Here is an 18,245-nt window from a genome sequence, read left to right as displayed (position 1 = left end):
CCTGAACCACGATTGGACTCGACGATCTCAATTTTGCTTCTGCGCCTTTTACCTTTGCAGCGAATGGCGACATAGGTGAAGCTACACCGCGGCACAGTCTGGCAAGATGAATGACCGCTTTGGGTCGCCCGTGAAGGCGACCCAACTGCACTATATTTCAATGGCTTCGGCGATAGCTAGGGCATCCTCGAGTTCGACGCCGAGGTATCTGACAGTATTGTCCATCTTGGTGTGGCCCAGAAGGAGTTGAACAGCACGAAGGTTTCCGGTCTTCTTTTAGATCTGAGTAACCTTGGTTCTACGCATCGAATGTGTACCGTAGGCGCTTGCCTCTAGACCGATCGACGTGACCCAATCCCTGACGATCCGTGCATATTGGCGTGTTGAGATGTGCAGGCGCTCATGAAAGCGGCCCGGCCAAAGATACTCGGATCCGACCATGAGTTCATCTTCCATCCACTTCTCGACCGAAGCCCGCGTTCCTTCGGAAATCTCGAAGCGCACAGGTTTCTGAGTCTTGCTCTGACGTACTGATGCTCGTTCCTTGATCTGGCCGGATGCCATCACGTCGACGACTTTCATTTTCACGAGATCGCAGCCGCGAAGCTTGCTGTCGATCGCCATATTGAACATTGCGAGGTCGCGATGGTTTTCGGCCAGTTCAAATCGCACCCGGATTGCCCAGTCGTGCTTTGGTTTCAGTGGTCGCTTCTGGCCAACGATCCGGCCCTTGTTCCAAGCAGGGCGAAGTGCCCGAATGGCGGGTAAGTTCGGTGTTTCCATGACTGATCCTTCGATCCGCCATGCCCTCCCAAACGATAACCCGACGTTGACCAAGGAAGTCTATCATAACACGCAGCACTGCTACCGGTGGCGGCAGTGAGCCCAAAGTTGCCGTTAATGGGGTTGCGGCGAACGTAGGCTTTGGCCGTCCATAGTGGTCATTCGCTGAGACAGCACGATCAAGGGTTGCTAAGTTTGGGTTCGGTGGGTTGCGTGCGAAAGCCTTTGCTTCAGAAGTGGCCATGCCGGGTGGAATTGACGTTGCGAACATGAACCCAGAAGGTCAACTGCACGCGCAGAATCCGTCAGCTTCGCCAATACTCCGAGTTTGAAATCTGAACCTGGGGCGATCTTAGGTTTACAGGTTCGACCTGTTACTTTGGGGCGGAACCGTATCAAGACGGTCTCCGTGTTAATACACTGTAGATTGCTGGCGTCTGCACCTCTCAATTCAATTTCTTCTGTAAAAACGATGCAAGACTAAGTCGGTAAGATTACGCTAGTTGCTTTAGCCGGGGCATCAACTCCAAGAGTTCCCGTGTGTACGGGTGCTCTGGAACCGCGAACAATGAGTCCGTCTCCTGAACCTCAAGCAGCTTCCCATGACGCATCACGCCCACCCGGTCACACATCTGACGTACAACCGGGAGATCGTGGCTGATAAATAGCATAGTCAAGCCGAGGTGGTCCTGCAGGTCTTTAAGGATGTTTAGGATTTGCGCCTGAATGGATACATCTAAGGCGCTAGTCGGCTCGTCGCAGATTAGAAAACGGGGCTGAGTTGCAAGGGCGCGAGCAATACAAATGCGTTGACGCTGCCCACCAGAAAATTCATGTGGATACTTACGCCACGCGTCCTTGGCCAGCCCAACCCAGTCAAGCAATTCGCGCACACGCGGTTCGACAGCGGGCTTGGGCAGAATTTTATGATGATGGATCGGTTCGGCCACGAGGTCCCCGACCCTCATACGCGGATTGAGGCTGGAAAAAGGATCCTGAAAGATCATTTGAATTTGGCGGCGATACGCTTGTAGGGCTTCTGCTCCCATGGCAGTCACATCTTGTCCGTCAAAGATTATTCGTCCACCGTCCACGGGATATAGTGTGCCTATCATCCGCGCGACAGTGGACTTGCCAGAGCCGCTTTCGCCGACAAGGCCAAAAACCTCACCGTCCCGAATGTCGAAACTGACCTGATCGACAGCGGTTAAGTATTGCCGCTGTGATGGCAACAGGCCGCCCTTTTGCAGGAACGTCTTGGTGATGGACTCGACCTCAAGCAGTTTGCCCGATTTTGACAAATCGGTCTTGTCCCAATGCGCCGCCAGATCGTCTATCTTGAAGGTTCTTTCCCGCTCACCATAGCTGACCATCGGAAAGCGTTCTACTTTGGCATGAGGTCGTGGCACGGCGGCAATCAGGGATTTGGTGTATTCATGTGTTGGTGCGCCGAGGATTTGGTCGGTGGTGCCGCTTTCGACCACATGGCCGGAATACATGACGGTGACCGTATCGGTGGTGTCAGCAATAACGCCCATATCGTGGGTCACAAGGATCACGCCAACTTGGCGTTCCTTGGCCAGTTCCTTGATCAGATCCAGCACTTGCGCCTGCACCGACACGTCCAGAGCTGTGGTGGGTTCATCCGCGATCAGAACGCTGGGTTCGGTACAGAGCGCAAGCGCGATCACCACCCGCTGACGCATCCCGCCGGAAAACTGGTGCGGGTACTGGTTGAACCGATCCGCCGGGTCCGGGATGGACACGCGATCCAGCAGGGCAATGGCGCGCTTTTTGGCCTCGGACGCGGACAGGTCGAGGTGCAGCTGGATCGTCTCGACCAATTGCTCGCCCACCGTGAACAGCGGGTTCAGCGAGGTCAGCGGATCCTGAAAGATCATCCCGATCTCTTTGCCCCTGATCCGGCGCTTGTCTTCGGCGTCCAGTTCGTCGATGCGGCGACCGTTCAGCCAGACCTCGCCCTCGGAGACATGGGCCGGGGGGTCCAGCAGGCCGATCACAGCATTGCCGGTCATGGACTTGCCTGCGCCGCTCTCGCCAACAACGCCACGAATTTCACCGGGGTGGAGGTCGTAGGTCACATGCTCTACCGGCTTGAAGACACCGTGGCGGGTGGGGATTTCCACTGTAAGGTTGCGGATCGAAAGAACGGGATCAGTCATTTCAGCCTCGGGTTCAGAACATCACGCAGCCAGTCGCCCAACAGATTCACACTCAATGCCAGTGCCAATAGGGTGCATGCCGGGAAGAACAGGATCCACCACTCGCCCGAGAACAGGAAGCCCTGCCCGATACGGATCAGCGTGCCCAGCGACGGCTGCGTGGGCGGCGCACCAACACCAAGGAAACTGAGTGTCGCCTCGGCAATGATAGCCAGCGCAAGCGAGATGGTTGCGATCACCAGCACCGGTGAAAGCACGTTGGGCAGGATGTGGCGTAGCATGATGGTCAGCGGTCTTTGCCCGATGATGCGCGCGGCGGCGACATAATCCTTGTTCTTCTCGACCAGCGTCGCGCCCCGGACGACCCGAGCAAACTGCACCCAGTCGGACAGACCAATCGCCAATATCAGCACCCAGATCGCCATCTGATCACGGTATTCAATGGGCGTGATGCCCTTGGCGATGCCAAAGATCAGCATTGCCAGAAGGATTGAAGGGAAGGTCAGTTGCACATCCGCAGTGCGCATGATGATCGTTTCGGTCCAACCGCCGAAGTACCCGGACAACAGGCCCAGAATGATCCCTAAGATCATGGCAAACATGACGGCAGCCACTCCGACAAAGAGCGAGATCCGCATTCCGTATAGGATTGTGGAAAACACATCCCGCCCCTGATCGTCGGTCCCCATCAGGAAACTATCACCGGTGAAGGCATTCGGCTCCATGGGCGGGGTGAAGCCGTTCATCAGGTTGAGGCTTGAAGGATCAAAAGGGTTCGTCGGCGCGATCAGAGGCGCGAAGATCGTTGCGAGGACAAGCAGCAGGGCCACTGCCGCAGACACCATGGCCACGGGCGAACGGCGAAAGGCATAGAACTGGTCGCTGTCCAAAATAGCTTGCAAACGGCTCATGCGCTGACCCTCAGACGCGGATCAATGAAGGCATAGAGAATATCGACCGCAAGGTTGATGGTGACGAAGATGACCGAGATCATCATGAGGTAAGCTGCCATAACAGGGATATCCACGAACTGGATCGCGTTGATGAACAGAAGCCCGAGGCCCGGCCATTGGAATACCGTCTCGGTAATGATGGCGAAGGCAATGATGGCCCCCAATTGAAGACCAATGATCGTGATGACAGGAACCATCGTGTTTTTCAAAGCGTGCCGAAAGTTTATGGTATGATCGCTCAGGCCCCGGGCGCGAGCAAAGCGGATGTAGTCTTGCCGAAGAACTTCCAGCATCTCGGACCGAACCAGCCGCATGATCAGGGTCATCTGGTAAAGGCCCAGCGTAATTGCGGGAAGGATCAGCGCTTTAAGCCCGCTGCTGGTCAGCAACCCGGTGCTCCACCAGCCCAGATCCACGACCTCTCCGCGCCCGAAGCTGGGTAGCCAACCAAGCTCAACCGAGAAGATGTATATTAGCAAGATACCGATCAGGAAGGTTGGCAAGGACACACCGATCAGTGATGCCGACATGATGAAATTCGCGGCAAACCCATCTCGTCGGATTGCGGTGAACACACCCAGAGCAATGCCCAAAACAATAGCAAGTACGGCAGAGACCAATGCCAATTCCAACGTTGCCGGAGCGCGCTCGGCCAGGATTTCCGCAACCGGGCGGCCTTGACGGAAGCTGACGCCGAAATTCCCTTGCGCCGCTTCCTGCAAGAATTTCACATATTGCACCGGAAACGGCCGATCGAGGCCCAGCTGAGCGCGCAGACGTTCTACATCTTCCATAGTCCGTTCCTGCCCCAGCATATTGTCGATCGGGTCGCCAACAAAACGGAACATGGAAAACGCGACAAGGCCCACGACGAACAGAACCAGCGCCGACTGGGCTACACGCTTGATTATATATGACAGCATTTAGTTAACCGTGACCCAGCGTAGAAGGAAGAAGTTGTCCGGCCGTTGTGTCAGCTCGATATTGCTGCGCACGCCCCAGACCAGTGGCTGGACATAGAGTGGTACATAGGCCACGTCGTCTTGAAGGATACCCGCGACTTCATCCAGCATTGCCTGACGTTTAGGCTCATCAATCTCAGATTGGATCATCGGCAGTAACTCGTCCACGCGCGCGTTGGAGTAGCCGCCGAAGTTCCACGAGCCCAACTTCTTTTCCTCGTTCGGAGTAGAGGCCAGAAAGCGCACGGGATGTTCGGCATCAAATGTACCTGGCGACCAACCTAAAAGGTACATGTCAAAATTGTCGGCCCGCAGTTCCGGCCAGTAGTTCTGCACCGGCATCGCGTCGAGCGTCACATTCAATCCAACTTGTGACAGCATGGCGGTGATCGCCTGACAAACGGATTCGTCGTTCAGATACCGATTGTTAGAGCACTTAAAGCTGACCTCGGATCCATCCGCCCCGGCCTCGGCCAGTAGCGCTTTCGCACCTTCAGGATCATAAGCATAAGGGTCTGCGTTCGCAGCAGAATACCCCCGCATTGCTGGGCTGACCAATTGGCTGGCCACTTCGGCGTTGCCACGCATGATGGTTTGCAGGATGGCAGGTGCATTCACCGCCTTCGCAACCGCTTCGCGAACACGCGGATCGAGGAACAGGTCCGAGCCACCTTGCCCGGCCTCGCTTGCGCCTTCCTGCTGGTCAAAACCCAACATGATAACACGCGCTTCGATGCCCTGAATGACCTTAACGTCTGGATTGCCTTGCAATCGGGCGACATCTTGAATGGGCACCGGATTGATGAAATCCACATCACCGGCCATGAGCGCCGCCAGAGCTGTCGCAGGGTTCTGGATCGGAACCAGTTCGGCGCGAGTCAGGTTGTGTTCTGCTTCGCCCCACCAGCTCTCAAAGGGTTCCAGAACAGTGCGCAAGCCCGGCTCTCGCGCGGCGACGCGGAAGGCACCGGTGCCATTGGCGTTCAGGGTCGCGTAGTTGCCGGCCTCTTTGTCGGGGAGTGCTGCGTCATTTGTCTCGGCCCAACTGCTATCCATGATCATCCAGTTAGCGATGCTGTCCGGGAAGATCGGGTTGGGCGCAGTCGTCATGACGTCGACGGTAAAGTCGTCAACCTTCACCACCTCGCTGACCGGTGCGAACCAGCTGCGGGTGTCCGAATTCTCGTCCGAGGCGCGTTGATATGAGAACATCACGTCATCCGCATTGAACTCGGCCCCATCATGAAATGTAACGCCCTCGCGCAGCTTGAACCGCCAACCTGCGCCGTCCCCGATAGTTTCCCAACTGGTTGCTAGCGCCGGTTCGATGGTCATATCCTTACCCCGCCGAACAAGCCCCTCGTAGACATTATTCAGAAACCCCAGCACAGGTGCAGAGTTGACCGCATGAGGATCCATCGTTTGCGGGTCTGTTTTGACGGCAAATGTGAACTCATTAGCTGCGACAGGTAAGGCAAGCGCTCCCAAGAGCGCGGCAGTGGTCAGACGTTTCATGATTGCTCCCACTTTTTGGTGGCGGGCCTCGCATGCCGAGGCCCGACCACGTTTCTTAATTCAGGCCGAAATGTTTGACCATTGGCTGATCTTCGGGATCTACGTTGATATCCAGGTTTTCTGCCATGCCCCAGTTCAGCACCTGGTGGTGGATCGGGATATATAGCTGTTCGTCCTGCACCACACGCCAGATCTCAGCGATATCCTCATTGCGCTCGACAAGATTAGTGTTCGAGGCCAACGACTTAATCTTGGCGTCTAACTCATCGTTGTCAAAACCAGTGCCGTTCCACGTGCCAATATCGCTTTCGCGGCCATGAACTAGGAAGTTGAAGATGTACTCCGAGTCATAAGTCGGAACGCCCCAACCCAGCATGTAGAAATCGGTCTTTCCGTCAGTGATCAGCGGGAAGTGCTGCGCTTTCGGCTTGGCATCAAGATTTACGGTAATACCGATTTGACCCAGCATCCCGACAGCGGCCTGACAGATACCTTCATCGTTGATGTAGCGGTCATTGGGGCAATCCAGCCGGATTGAGAAACCGTCGGGATAGCCTGCCTCTGTCAACAGGGCTTTCGCACCTTCGATATCCGTGCTGCTTTCGGCGTCCATGTCGGCGGTCCAGCCGTTAACGAAGGGCGGTGCAATCATCCCGGCAGGTTGCGACTGACCGCGCATGACTACCTGCTTGATGGCATCGCGGTTGATCGCCTTGGACATAGCCTGACGCACACGCACATCTGCAAGAGGGTTCTTGCCATCGACGTTATCCGCTTCGATATCGTCCCCACCCTGGTTCATGCCAAAGAAGATCACCCGGTTCTGCGGCGCTTGTTTGACGACTAGCCCATCCACCGCATTCACTCGATCCAGATCCTGCACCGGCATATCCTGCAGGAAGTTCACCTCGCCCGACAGCATCGCAGCAACGCGGGTGGCATCGTTCTGGATCGGTGTATAGATGATCTCGCTGATCGCCATCGGGAATTCATCTCGACCCCAATAATCCTCGTTCCGCTCCATTACGGTTTTCACGTCAGGCTCACGGCTCACCAGTTTGTAGGGGCCGGTGCCGTTCACATTGGTGGTTGCAAAGGTGATCTCGCCACCTTCAAAATCCTGAACGTCAACTGCGTTGTTCGCCTCGGTCCAACCTTTGTCCATGATGAACAGATCCGTCAGGTTCGCCGGTAGGATCGGGTTCGGACCATCGGTTACGATCTCGACCGTATGGTCGTCGACTGCGCGCACTTCGACGATCGAATTGATCAGCTCTTTCATATCCGAGTTCGGCTGTTTAGCGCGATTGATGCTGAAAACCACGTCTTCTGCAGTGAAATCGGCGCCGTCATGGAATTTCACACCCTGACGCAGATTGAACACCCAGACATTCGGATCACTCTCGCTGGGAGCCCAATCCGTGGCTAGTGCGGGTTCGAAGGCGCCGGACGTGTCTCGGATAATCAGAGGTTCATACATCTGGTGGCGCACAGTATGCGTGGGGCCTTCGTTTTGTGAATGCGGGTCAAGTGTCAGCGCATCCCCCGAGCGCGCCCAACGTAGGGTTTCTGCGTTGGCCAACGACGTCGTCGTCATCAATAGCGCAAGCGCGAGCATTTGTTTATTCATTATTTTCTCCCATATTGCAGTCGTTTAGCTGCATTGAATTCACGATACTATGTCGCAAATTTCTGTGACCTTGTGGTGTGGATAGCATACCAACTGCGAATGCATGTCAATCGTTCAACCCGGTGCTGAGTTGCCAAACGTAAGCGACCTGGGAATTTTGGAGGACAGCTACTGTATTAAAAAAAATGCATCATCCAAGCGCGCGCAGCAGAGGCGAGAACAAAAAATAGCGACAATTAGCGAAAGTGCGAAACACCCTGCGAAACTCTCGCACAGCCTAGAACACGAAAAAGAAGGAGAATCCAAAATGTTCAATGAATTCAAGTGGTGCGGGTGGAGGGACTTGAACCCCCACGCCTTGCGGCGCCAGAACCTAAATCTGGTGCGTCTACCAATTTCGCCACACCCGCACGACCGGCCTTGAGCGCCGGATTGACGTGCTCAATAACAAAGGCTGCGACCGAGTGCGAGAGGGAAATTGGCTTTTGGCAAAGATTATTGCCCCCTTATTGGCGACAATCTTGGCGAGGCTGATCGTCATACCCGGCGCGCAGAATCCACGCCTCTGAGGGTGCGTGAGTAGACTGAATCGGGCCAATAGTCCCAATTTATTGAATGTTTGGAACTTAGATCCCTGGCGAAAATCAGTACGACAGCATTTGATACCTCAATTGGTCGTCCTACCAATTGTTGACGATTCATGCACATTAAAGATGGCCGAAAAATTACACTCGCTTACGTTGAGTTATCTGGTTGAAAGACGGGCGCACCTAACACGGTTGCTTCGATCATCGCACCGGGAGGGTCGGAAAACCGGCTCGTAGATAAAATCTCTTATCGAATTTATATTGTTATAAAACAATATATTACCAACCAATCTCTCAAGTTAATTCATCCTATGAACAACGCCTTGCTCTGCTCTGGCGTCTTGATCCTTCAGTGCCGAAATTCCCCCTACTCGGCCATGAGTTGAGCGATCCTAGGGGTCGCGACCATATTTGCGCCACAATTCAAACGCCAAAAAATCTTATTCGCGTCAAAATAACACCGCCTTGCCAACAATTATGGAGAGCGGGAATTAATGAGTCTTTTTGCCTTCGGGCAAGTACGAGTTTCTTTTTTGCTCAACTCGAACACGAGGGTCTTAGCCGTGACCAATATGATGAACGCTGCTTCTGCCGAGCAAGACGCCATTGGTCTTGCCCGTGAAAGTTTTCTTGGTGAACTGAAGTCCTTGAACCGGAATCATCCGAACACAGGCTTCGGCGTGTCATTGCGTACGCATTCGGGGGGTCACTACCTGTTGGCCAACTCGCGTATGCCGCTGCCCCGAACGAAATCAAAATGTTTTCCGACTGGGCGTCGCCTGGCCCTGCTGGAAAACAGTGAACAGTTCAGCGAGATCGAAGTGCTTGCAGATTCTCAAGCTTATGAAACGATCTCACCCGGTGACGAAGCCGACATTCTGGGCACTGCGCTGAATCTGATCGCGCGTATCGACATCATGACCAGCTCTCCTGACGGTCAGGACCACAATCCCATCGCTGCCACTGGAACCGGAGGCTGACCATGGCCCGAAACGACCATCTTCTGTCCGTTGGAAATGAGGCGCTGACGCCGATGACTTCGGCCATGACTGCCCTGTCTACGCAGATCGACCAATTGACAGAGGTAGCAGATGCGCGATCCTCGGCGCGGTTAGCAACGCTCAAGACGAAGATGGAGAATTTTACGGCCAGTGTGACACTGGTTGGGCAGGTCAAGGCTGGCAAATCCTCGATCGTGAACATTCTGGCCGGGCGCCCCGCCCTGCTGCCGTCGGATGTGAACCCGTGGACCTCGGTGGTAACCACGCTGAACATCAACACCCGCACAGAAGGCGACAAAAAAGCCAAGTTCACCTTTTTCGAACAAGAAGAGTGGGACAACCTGATGGTCGGCGGTGGCCGATTGGGAGAACTGGCCAATCGCGCCGGGGCCGATGATGAGATGGAAGATATTCGCCGCCAGATCGGCGAGATGAAGGCCAAATCCGAATCCCGCCTGGGCCAGCATTTTGACCTGATCCTGGGACAAAGCCACCAGTATGACTATTTCGACGACGAACTGATCCAGCGCTATGTCTGTCTGGGCGATGACGAAGACCCGGATATCAACCCCAAGACCGGGCGTTTTGCCGACGTCACCAAATCTGCGGAACTGTTCATGGACATTCCGCAATATCCGATTTCGCTGAAACTCTGCGATACACCCGGCGTGAACGATACGTTTATGGTGCGCGAACAGATTACGCTGCGCAGCCTGCGCGGGTCCGAGGTTTGCGTTGTTGTTCTGGCCGCCAGCCAGGCGCTGACCACCATGGATATGGCGCTGATGCGGATCATCGCACAGTTTGAAAACCGCCAGATCATCCTGTTTGTGAACCGCATCGACGAACTGTCAGATCCGGTCAATCAAGTGCCGGAAATCCGCGACCGCATTCAGGACACGCTGAAACAGAATAATATCGACACGAGCACAAGCGTTGTGTTCGGCAGTGCCCTTTGGGCCGAAGCCGCCCTGACCGGCAATCCCGACATTTTGACAGAAGAGTCGCGGCAAGCCCTGAATACCTTCTATTTGGCAGCAGGGTTTGGTGATCAGGCCCCGTCGCTGGATAAAATCTGGGCATTGTCGGGTCTTCCCGATCTGCTGCTGGCGATGAATGAACGGATCGCTGACGGAGCGGGCACTCGCCTGTTGGATCGCGTCCGGCATCGCGCCCGCAATATCGCCAGCCAGATTCGGGCGACGGCTGTGGCCAAGAACCTGTCCGACGGCCAAGGGATCGTGCGGGATCTGGATGGTGTGACCCCGGAAGAGGCAATCGCCAAGGTTGCTGAGGAATACGATAAGAAGGCTGCGGAACTGACGACCGCCTTGCGCGACAAAGTGCTGGAACGTCTGAAATCGGCCGAGGCGAACTTTGTCAAACGCGCAACGGACTCTTTGATTTCGCATCTCGAACAGAATGGCGAGGAAGGCACTTGGCAATATGACCCGGCGGGTCTGCGCACATTGCAGAAAGCGGCCTATTTCAGCTTTGCCCGCGCGATGCGCAAAGAGGCAGGCGCGCTTTACAGTACCGCCGCGGCGGATGTCGAAGCGCTGTACCAGAAGCTTTTGGGCAACCATCTGGGTGAATTCAGCATCGAAGCCCCAATCGTCCCTCGCGTACCTCCGCCACTGGGCATCGGGCGCACCATTGCGCTGGACCTGCAAAGCACATGGTGGCGCCGCTGGTGGCAACGCCGCAAAGGGTTCGAAGCATACGCTGCCGATTATACGCGCCTGATCGCATCCGAGGCGAACTCGATCACCAAGGACCTTGAGGAAAATCAGATCGCTGCGGTTCTGGAAAATGTCCGGGCCGGGTTGTCTGACTTCCTGCGCGAGCAGGCCGAGACCCTGTTGAACATCTCGGCCTCAGCCGAGCAAGACCCAAGCCAGGCCGCGCTTATGGCCGGTATAGCACCCAAGAAATCGCGCGACGATATCCTGGGTGACATCCTGAAAGATCTTAGTAACGAGGCAGCATAAGTAGCGATATGGCAAAAGACACACAAACCCGCTTCGTCTCTCCTAAGGCATGGGAACGCATCGAGCAGTGGTCCCGACGCAAACCGATCTTTGCGCTGATGGGAGAGTTCAGTGCCGGAAAATCGACGCTGATGAACTTTTTGCTGCGCTCGCACGCGCTGCCAACGCAGGTCACGGCCACGCAACTGCCCCCCGTCTGGTTCAGTTGGGGAAAAGGTTCGGCCTATGTGCAGCGCCACGATGGTAGCCGCGAGAACATTACGCTGGACCAGCTTGATACCGTAGGGGTCAACGACGTTCAGTTCGTTCGCATTTTCCTTGAATCCGACATTCTGGAAGCGGTGGACCTGATCGACACCCCCGGCATTTCCGACCCGAAAATTTCCAGCGATGTCTGGCGTCGCGCGGTCGGGCAAGCCAATGGCGTGCTGTGGTGTACTCATGCCACCCAAGCCTGGCGCGAGACCGAGCGCGCGACATGGGTGTCTTTGCCCGAACGTTTGCAGCATAACTCGCTGCTGCTGGTGACCCGAGCAGATGTGTTGGGCCAGAAAGATCGCCAAAAAGTGCTGCGCCGCGTGAACCGCGAAGCCGGTCATCTGTTTAACAGATCGATCCTGTTTTCGGCTCGTGACGCGATCACGGCGCGGGACAAAAGCGGTGACGCCGAGCTGTGGGCCCGCAGCGGTGGCGGCAAGATGGTCGACAGCTTCCTCGAAATTACCGAACAGATCATGGACAACCGCGCCGATATGCTGGCGCGCTACCAGATCGACAACAGCCTGTCAGGCGGCCTTCGTGTTCAGCCAAATCGCCCCAAGCGAAAGGAAGAACAGGCCGACGAACCGGCGCCGTTGAAATTGGTCGACCCCGTATCCGAATCCGAGGCGGGTGGCGCAGACGAAGTGGTCACCAACTTCCCAATTCGTCCAACGCGTGTCGAGCGCCGCGCCGAGGATACCGACCGGGAAGAACGCATCGATGCGGCCGAGGCCGAGCGCCTGCGCGCCGAAATGGTGGCGGAAAAGCAGGATGCTGAACCCGTCCAGGACGCCCAAGAGGACGAGCTGCGCGCCTTTTTCCGCGACACACCGGACACCGGCCTGAACCTGTCCGAACACGTGCGGGGTTTCGACGAGGAAGACTCGTTCGATCTGCTGGATGATGACGAATTGGACGAAGATGACGATATCAACCTGTTGTCTGACCCCGAAGTGGACAGCCCTGCCGAAGAACTGGCCGCTTCGGACCCGATCCTTTCCTCGCCAGAAAGCGAGTTGGCAGACACGTCCGAGCAGAGTGAGAGCGCCGAACAGGCACCGGAAGACCGTCGCGCCGATGTCTCGGTGTCATCAATTACGGCTTTGCTGGCGGAACAGGCGAAAGGCGCAGATGATGAGTATGAGCCCGAGCCCGAATCCAGTGGTCTTGTGGACATGCAAGTTGTGCCGCTGTCCAACGGTGCTGCCCCTGACGAGGCAACCCCGGCCGCAAAAAACGGCGAAAAACTGGAAGACTTGCTGAACGTACCGGCAGGAAAACCGCTGAGCGCGGCGTCCATGTGGCGCGACATCACTGCGGATGAGGATTTGCCGGACGACGCTGAAGGCATGAAAAATGTGTTCGACGCGTTCCTCAAGGAATTCGACCAGATCGCAGCCGAACATTACGCACGTCAGGCCAAGGATTCGATGCATACGGTTCCGAACGCTTCGAAAAACGGCGGGGCGGAATTCCATGTGTTGTGACCCGAAGCGCAGGTAGCAAGCGATGACAATCGAAGCCGCATTGAACACCGCGATGGACACCATACCCGACTGCATTGCAGCCGGGTATGTCGATATGGAAACGGGGATGTTGCTGGCGACCAACACCTTGGACACAGACAGCGCGGACGTTCTGGACACTTTGGCCATTGCCGTGGCTAACCTGTTTCAGGGTCGCGGAGTCAAAGCCTTTGAGGAATTGTTGCGCTCGGCCACAGCAGAAGAGTCGGATAGTCCAGGATTTGGGGAAATCGCGGTGTTTTCGAACGATCGGCTGCACATCTTTCTGCGGACCCGGGAATATCCCGATCACGTGGTCTGCTACATCTGTCACAACAGCGCCAATGTCGGGTTGGCGTTGACCAAATCGCATCTCAGCCTGGGGCCGGTAGCGGCTGCAGTTTAGACCGGACCAGAGGGGGGTCACGGCATGATGGACACGGACATACTTGATCTGCTCGACAATATCGGTCGCGCATCTGTCGCCCGCCTGAATCCGGCGGTGACCGTACCAGGCGAAACAGCCCAGGCGCGGCGCGAAAAGGTTTTGCGTACCATTCGCGGCACCATCCTGCCCCGTCGGTTGGAATTCACCGCCGCCAACGGCGATTGCCTGGCGATTGAGGTCAACAGCTCTCGGGTGACGGATGTGTTTCGCGTGCAATCCGGTATTGCCCCGGATTTCGAAACAGAATCGCGTGAGGATCTGGCCGTCAAACTGGCGCAGCTGGTCACGGACATCGCCTGCGCTCCTGCTCCGCTTGAGCTTGTTTCCCTGCAACCAGACACGGCGCTTGAGGCGGATGACGTTGGCATAACCTACAGCGAGATCGAAACCGCCTGTGAAAACATAGAAGTGCCGACAGAGCCGGTTATTTCCATTGTTGCGGATGCCGACCCGGACGAAATAGCATCCGCCGATGAAGCTCTGGAAAGCGAAGAAAACGACACTCTAGCGCAGCGTTTCTATGACGGGTCCGAGCGGTTTGCACAGGGGCGTGTTCTGGCAGCCGGGGCCGACGGAGCAGCACTGCAAAAGGCAGGTGATTGCCAAGAAAATGGATCATTACACCCCGATTCCGGCCTGCTGGCCCGCTTTGCCCGCGATCTTGCTGGTTGGAATGGCGACAGCGCCGCCGTGATGGACCATCCGCAATTGATTGTCATGCGCCCTTCGGGTGGCAAAGACGCCGGGCTGGCAATCCTGAACGATGGTAAAAAACTGGCAATGGCCGTACACGAGGCGCGCAAGCTGGGTGCCGTCGTCAATCTGTGGACCAACATAAAGAGGCCGGACGGATGATTTCGGCCAAAACATTCAATTTTTCGACTAATTCTATCCGTGATTACAAGTTACCAGGGTAAAGTTTATGAGTGAAAACAACCGTCGCGAGTTAATCCGTATTGCCGATGACATGAACGGCACCTCTAATGAAGAGACCCGCCAGTTCATTTCGCGAATTGTCAGCGACCTGACGAATCTGAAACCTTCGATTGCCTTTGTCGGGCAGATCAAGGCCGGCAAATCCCGTTTGATCAACGGCTTCACCGGGCAGGCCGAATACCTGCCGTCGGATGTGAACCCGTGGACGACGGTGATTACCGATATGCATTTCGGCCACCCATCGGGACGCACCGCAGGGGCCGAATTCCACTTTTTCGACAACCGCCAGTGGCAAGCGCTGATCGCCGAAGGCGAAGAGCTGCGCAACATGTTCCCCGATGACGAGGACAGCTATAAGCGCGAAATGATTGAAGAGCAGGTCGAGGCGATGAAAACCCGCGCCAAGCTGCGTCTGGGTGAAAGCTATAAACACCTGCTGGGTCAGCATCACGATCTGGATGACCTGAATTCGGACGATCTGGCGCGCTATGTCTGTGCCGGGGATGATCCGACCGAAGAGGGTGAGCACGACCCTGGATCAGATCGTGGTCTTTACAGCGACATCACCCGCAAGGCCGAGGTCTATTTCGACATCGGCCACTTCCCGTTCCCGCTGACAGTGACGGACACGCCGGGCGTCAACGACCCGCTTTTGATCCGCGAGGAGATTTCGCGCCAGTACCTCAAGGAATCCGACTTCTTTGTTGTGGTTCTGTCTGCGCATCAGGCCCTGTCGCGCGCCGATCTGAAACTGTTCCGCCTGATGCAGGCGCTGGAACTGGGTCAGATCGTAGTCTTCATCAACCGCGTCGACGAATTGGGCGGTGGAGCCGAAGATGCGGGCAAGGTCCGGGCCGATGTGATGGACGGTCTCGAAAAAGCACTTGGCAATTCGGATATCGATGTGCTGATGGGCAGCGCCCAGTGGGCGCACTATGCGCTGACCGGGGACGAAACAGGTATCAACCATGATGAGGTCCTGGCCTGGCTGCGCGCGCATCCGGAACAAATGAAGCAATATCTGGACGGGGTCGAAGAAATCAAACGCGGCTCGGGCCCGATCAGCCGCGAAGGCGTCTTGCGGTTTGCCGCCATGATCGCTTCGGGTTTGCCAGACCTGCGCCGTCACGTGACCAGTGCGCTGACCGAGGGACCGCGCAATGAACAGCTGCGGATGGCTTGGCAGCACCTCAACAGTTTTGCCCAAGGCGAGCTTGAGCGCAGCAAGGCCCATCTGCGCGTCATCGAAGAGGAAATCAGCCCTGCCCCCGACAGCGGTGACGAGAATAGTAAGACGCTCGCCGATCTGCGCACACTGGTAACGCAAAAAACCTCGGAAATCGTCAATGACATGGACGATGTTCTGGCCAATCTGCGCGGGGTCATGGACGATACCGTGGCCGAGTCTGTCTCGGCTGTGGTTCGGGGACCGAATGGCGACTCACCCCTGCTTGCTAAGGGTGGGGATACCGAACTAAACTTCACTCCGCTGCGCGACCGAATGCGCGAGTTGGTTCAAGGGGCCACGCAAGTGGTGCGGCAGCGGATGCTGAGCGAATTGTACTCGATTGACATGCAAAGCAATGCCGCCTTGCGCGCCCTGCCCGGCTGGCAAGACCCAAGCGACAACCGCATGAATACCAGTGCCGTGCGCTGGTTTCGCCCGGATACCACAGCTCTGACCCGCGGCATTACGGTTGAACTGCGGGTCAGCTGGTTGTCACGTCTGATTTCACGCAAAAGCGTTGTCGCCCGCGCCGAACGCATGATCGTTCAGGAATTCGAGATGATCGGCGATGATCTGGTAGACACCGCCCGCAGCGATTTGTTGGAACGCCTGAACACCGTTCTGGACCATTATCTGGCCTTGCTGGCCGGGCATCTTGAACATCGCATTGGAAGCGGCGAAACCAATGAGCGCACCGAGGCCCAAATGGCCTTTGATCAGGCACAGCGCATCGTGGCAGAACTAAGCGCAGTATTCGGCGCGGATGACGTAGACAAATTACTAGCAGAGGCGGCGGAATGATCGAATTTCCCGGAACCGAACAGGAAGTAAGACAACTTGAACGCTTTCTGACCGTGACCGAAAACCTGACAGCCGATGAGTCACTGGGCGATATGCGCGATAGAGCGCTGGCCCATGCCGAACGGCTGTCCAACGCGGTCAACATCGGTTTTGCCGGGGAATTCGGGGCTGGCAAGTCCAGCCTTGCCAACATGTTGGCCGGGGCCGATATCCTGCCCACCGGGCCACAACACCTGAAATTGCCACTGGTTATCGTCGCCTATTCCGAAACTCCGGAAACCACCGTGGGCTGGTGGGATCGTGAACCCAAGATTTATTCCGGCATCGCTCTGGAAAAAGCAGCCGCGGATGAACCCGATTTCATTTCGGTTGGGCTGAACACCCCTGCCCTGCAGGAAATCTCTTTGTTCGATCTGCCGGGAACCGGTGCGCTGGACGACAATTACAAAGAGACGCTCGATCTGCTGAAATTCGTCGATTGTGCGATCTGGTGTACCAACGGGACCAATGCCTGGCGTGAAACCGAACGGCATCTGTGGGTACAAGTCCCGCAAGAGCTGCGCGCCAATAGTCTGCTGGCCGTCACCCACACCGATCTGCCCCATGTCAGCGAAGCACTGGATCGGGTTCTGTCGCGGCTCAACAAGGAAAAGGGCGATTTGTTCCGCTCAGTCGTGCCTATTGGCACGCCGGTTGCCGTCCGCGCCATGGCGCAGGAGCCCGAGCCCGATTTTACCCTGTGGGAAACTTGTGGTGGCCAAAATCTGGCCGAACAGGTTTTAGAGATCGCATCCGCCCGCCGTCTGGCTGACCTTGAAGCCGCACAGGCAGACCTGAAACAGGACTTTCTGCCCTTTCTGGAAACGCTGGACCTGCCCGAGGCCGAGCCGCAGCCGGCCGACACTACCTCGATGCATGCCACGCTGGAATCCGCACTGCCGCCGCTTGAAAACCCGATCCTCGAGGACTGGCTGGCCGCAATTGCCAGCATCTACGAAGACCTGCGTGAATCGTCGGATATCGAACCGTCGGCCTTTTTGCATTCGTGCCAGGAAATCGTCGAAGATTTCGCCGAACGGTTAGAGCAAGGGGGAGAAATCGACCCCACGGCCGACTGGATCCCGGGCGAGTTCGAAAAGGCCACCGACCTGTTGTTGTTGTTGCAATTTGAAAGCGGTGACGCCCCCTTGAAGGACGCGATCAGCATTCTGGCACAGCTCAGCGATAACCTTGCCTGGGCAGGCAGCCGAGTGGATTCGGCGCAGCCAAAAACCGGAACCTGATAACTTCTCGTTAAAATTGAGTCGCGATACAGCGATTCGAATGCCCCAGAATCGCACCTAAAACTTTCTGACTCCGTTGACCAAGCGGAGACAAACAGTCGATCAGCTTGCATTTTGTGCAGGCTGATTTTCAACATTTAGAGACACCACCTCATCTAAATACAATATGTAGTATTGA

The 18,245-nt window shown here is 56.2% G+C and carries 12 protein-coding genes, 1 tRNA gene and 1 pseudogene; 7 read left to right on the top strand and 7 right to left on the bottom strand.

The window, feature by feature from the left end:
* Window positions 1–150: 150 nt before the first annotated feature.
* From ACR0JB_RS09030 to ACR0JB_RS09000, 7 genes and pseudogenes are all read right to left on the bottom strand, one after another.
* Window positions 151–783, bottom strand: a pseudogene (locus ACR0JB_RS09030) (tyrosine-type recombinase/integrase).
* 494 nt (window positions 784–1,277) lie between these two features.
* On the bottom strand, window positions 1,278–2,966 hold the full coding sequence (locus tag ACR0JB_RS09025; RefSeq protein WP_170395070.1) for an ABC transporter ATP-binding protein: 1,689 nt from the start codon (window positions 2,964–2,966) through the stop codon (window positions 1,278–1,280).
* Window positions 2,963–3,877 (bottom strand): ABC transporter permease, encoded by a 915-nt coding sequence (locus ACR0JB_RS09020; RefSeq protein ID WP_170395067.1) that lies wholly within the window; start codon window positions 3,875–3,877, stop codon window positions 2,963–2,965. Before ACR0JB_RS09020 ends, ACR0JB_RS09025 begins: the two co-directional genes overlap by 4 nt.
* The gene (locus ACR0JB_RS09015) at window positions 3,874–4,842 is read right to left on the bottom strand and encodes an ABC transporter permease (RefSeq protein WP_170395065.1); all 969 of its coding nucleotides are present in this window, start codon (window positions 4,840–4,842) and stop codon (window positions 3,874–3,876) included. Before ACR0JB_RS09015 ends, ACR0JB_RS09020 begins: the two co-directional genes overlap by 4 nt.
* Window positions 4,843–6,396, bottom strand: a complete 1,554-nt coding sequence (locus tag ACR0JB_RS09010; RefSeq protein ID WP_480789851.1) for an ABC transporter substrate-binding protein — start codon at window positions 6,394–6,396, stop codon at window positions 4,843–4,845.
* A gap of 55 nt (window positions 6,397–6,451) precedes the next feature.
* Entirely contained in the window at window positions 6,452–8,026 is a 1,575-nt protein-coding gene (locus ACR0JB_RS09005) for an ABC transporter substrate-binding protein (RefSeq protein WP_170395060.1), read from the bottom strand.
* A gap of 325 nt (window positions 8,027–8,351) precedes the next feature.
* Window positions 8,352–8,436 (bottom strand) — tRNA-Leu (locus ACR0JB_RS09000).
* 749 nt (window positions 8,437–9,185) lie between these two features.
* Here ACR0JB_RS09000 and ACR0JB_RS08995 point away from each other — a divergent pair.
* The 7 genes from ACR0JB_RS08995 (at window position 9,186) to ACR0JB_RS08965 (ending at window position 18,067) form a co-directional block, all read left to right on the top strand.
* Window positions 9,186–9,593, top strand: coding sequence for a hypothetical protein (locus tag ACR0JB_RS08995; protein ID WP_174821425.1), 408 nt, complete (start codon window positions 9,186–9,188; stop codon window positions 9,591–9,593).
* Window positions 9,594–9,595: 2 nt separating this feature from the next.
* Window positions 9,596–11,605: a dynamin family protein gene (locus tag ACR0JB_RS08990; protein ID WP_170377101.1), complete on the top strand. Its 2,010-nt coding sequence runs from the start codon at window positions 9,596–9,598 to the stop codon at window positions 11,603–11,605.
* Window positions 11,606–11,613: 8 nt separating this feature from the next.
* The gene (locus ACR0JB_RS08985; protein WP_480789850.1) at window positions 11,614–13,353 is read left to right on the top strand and encodes a dynamin family protein; all 1,740 of its coding nucleotides are present in this window, start codon (window positions 11,614–11,616) and stop codon (window positions 13,351–13,353) included.
* 22 nt (window positions 13,354–13,375) lie between these two features.
* A complete protein-coding gene (locus ACR0JB_RS08980) occupies window positions 13,376–13,777 on the top strand; it encodes a hypothetical protein (RefSeq protein WP_170349886.1) in 402 nt (133 codons plus the stop codon).
* Between the two features lie 24 nt (window positions 13,778–13,801).
* Entirely contained in the window at window positions 13,802–14,674 is an 873-nt protein-coding gene (locus tag ACR0JB_RS08975) for a hypothetical protein (protein WP_480789849.1), read from the top strand.
* A 67-nt stretch (window positions 14,675–14,741) separates the two neighbouring features.
* A complete protein-coding gene (locus tag ACR0JB_RS08970; protein ID WP_170349888.1) occupies window positions 14,742–16,784 on the top strand; it encodes a dynamin family protein in 2,043 nt (680 codons plus the stop codon).
* A complete protein-coding gene (locus ACR0JB_RS08965) occupies window positions 16,781–18,067 on the top strand; it encodes a dynamin family protein (protein ID WP_170551894.1) in 1,287 nt (428 codons plus the stop codon). Before ACR0JB_RS08970 ends, ACR0JB_RS08965 begins: the two co-directional genes overlap by 4 nt.
* The last annotated feature ends 178 nt before the right edge of the window (window positions 18,068–18,245 follow it).

The sequence above is a fragment of the Ruegeria sp. BI7 genome, from assembly GCF_056537925.1.
Note: the sequence above shows the minus strand (reverse complement) of the source record. Positions and strands in the feature narration are given on the sequence as shown.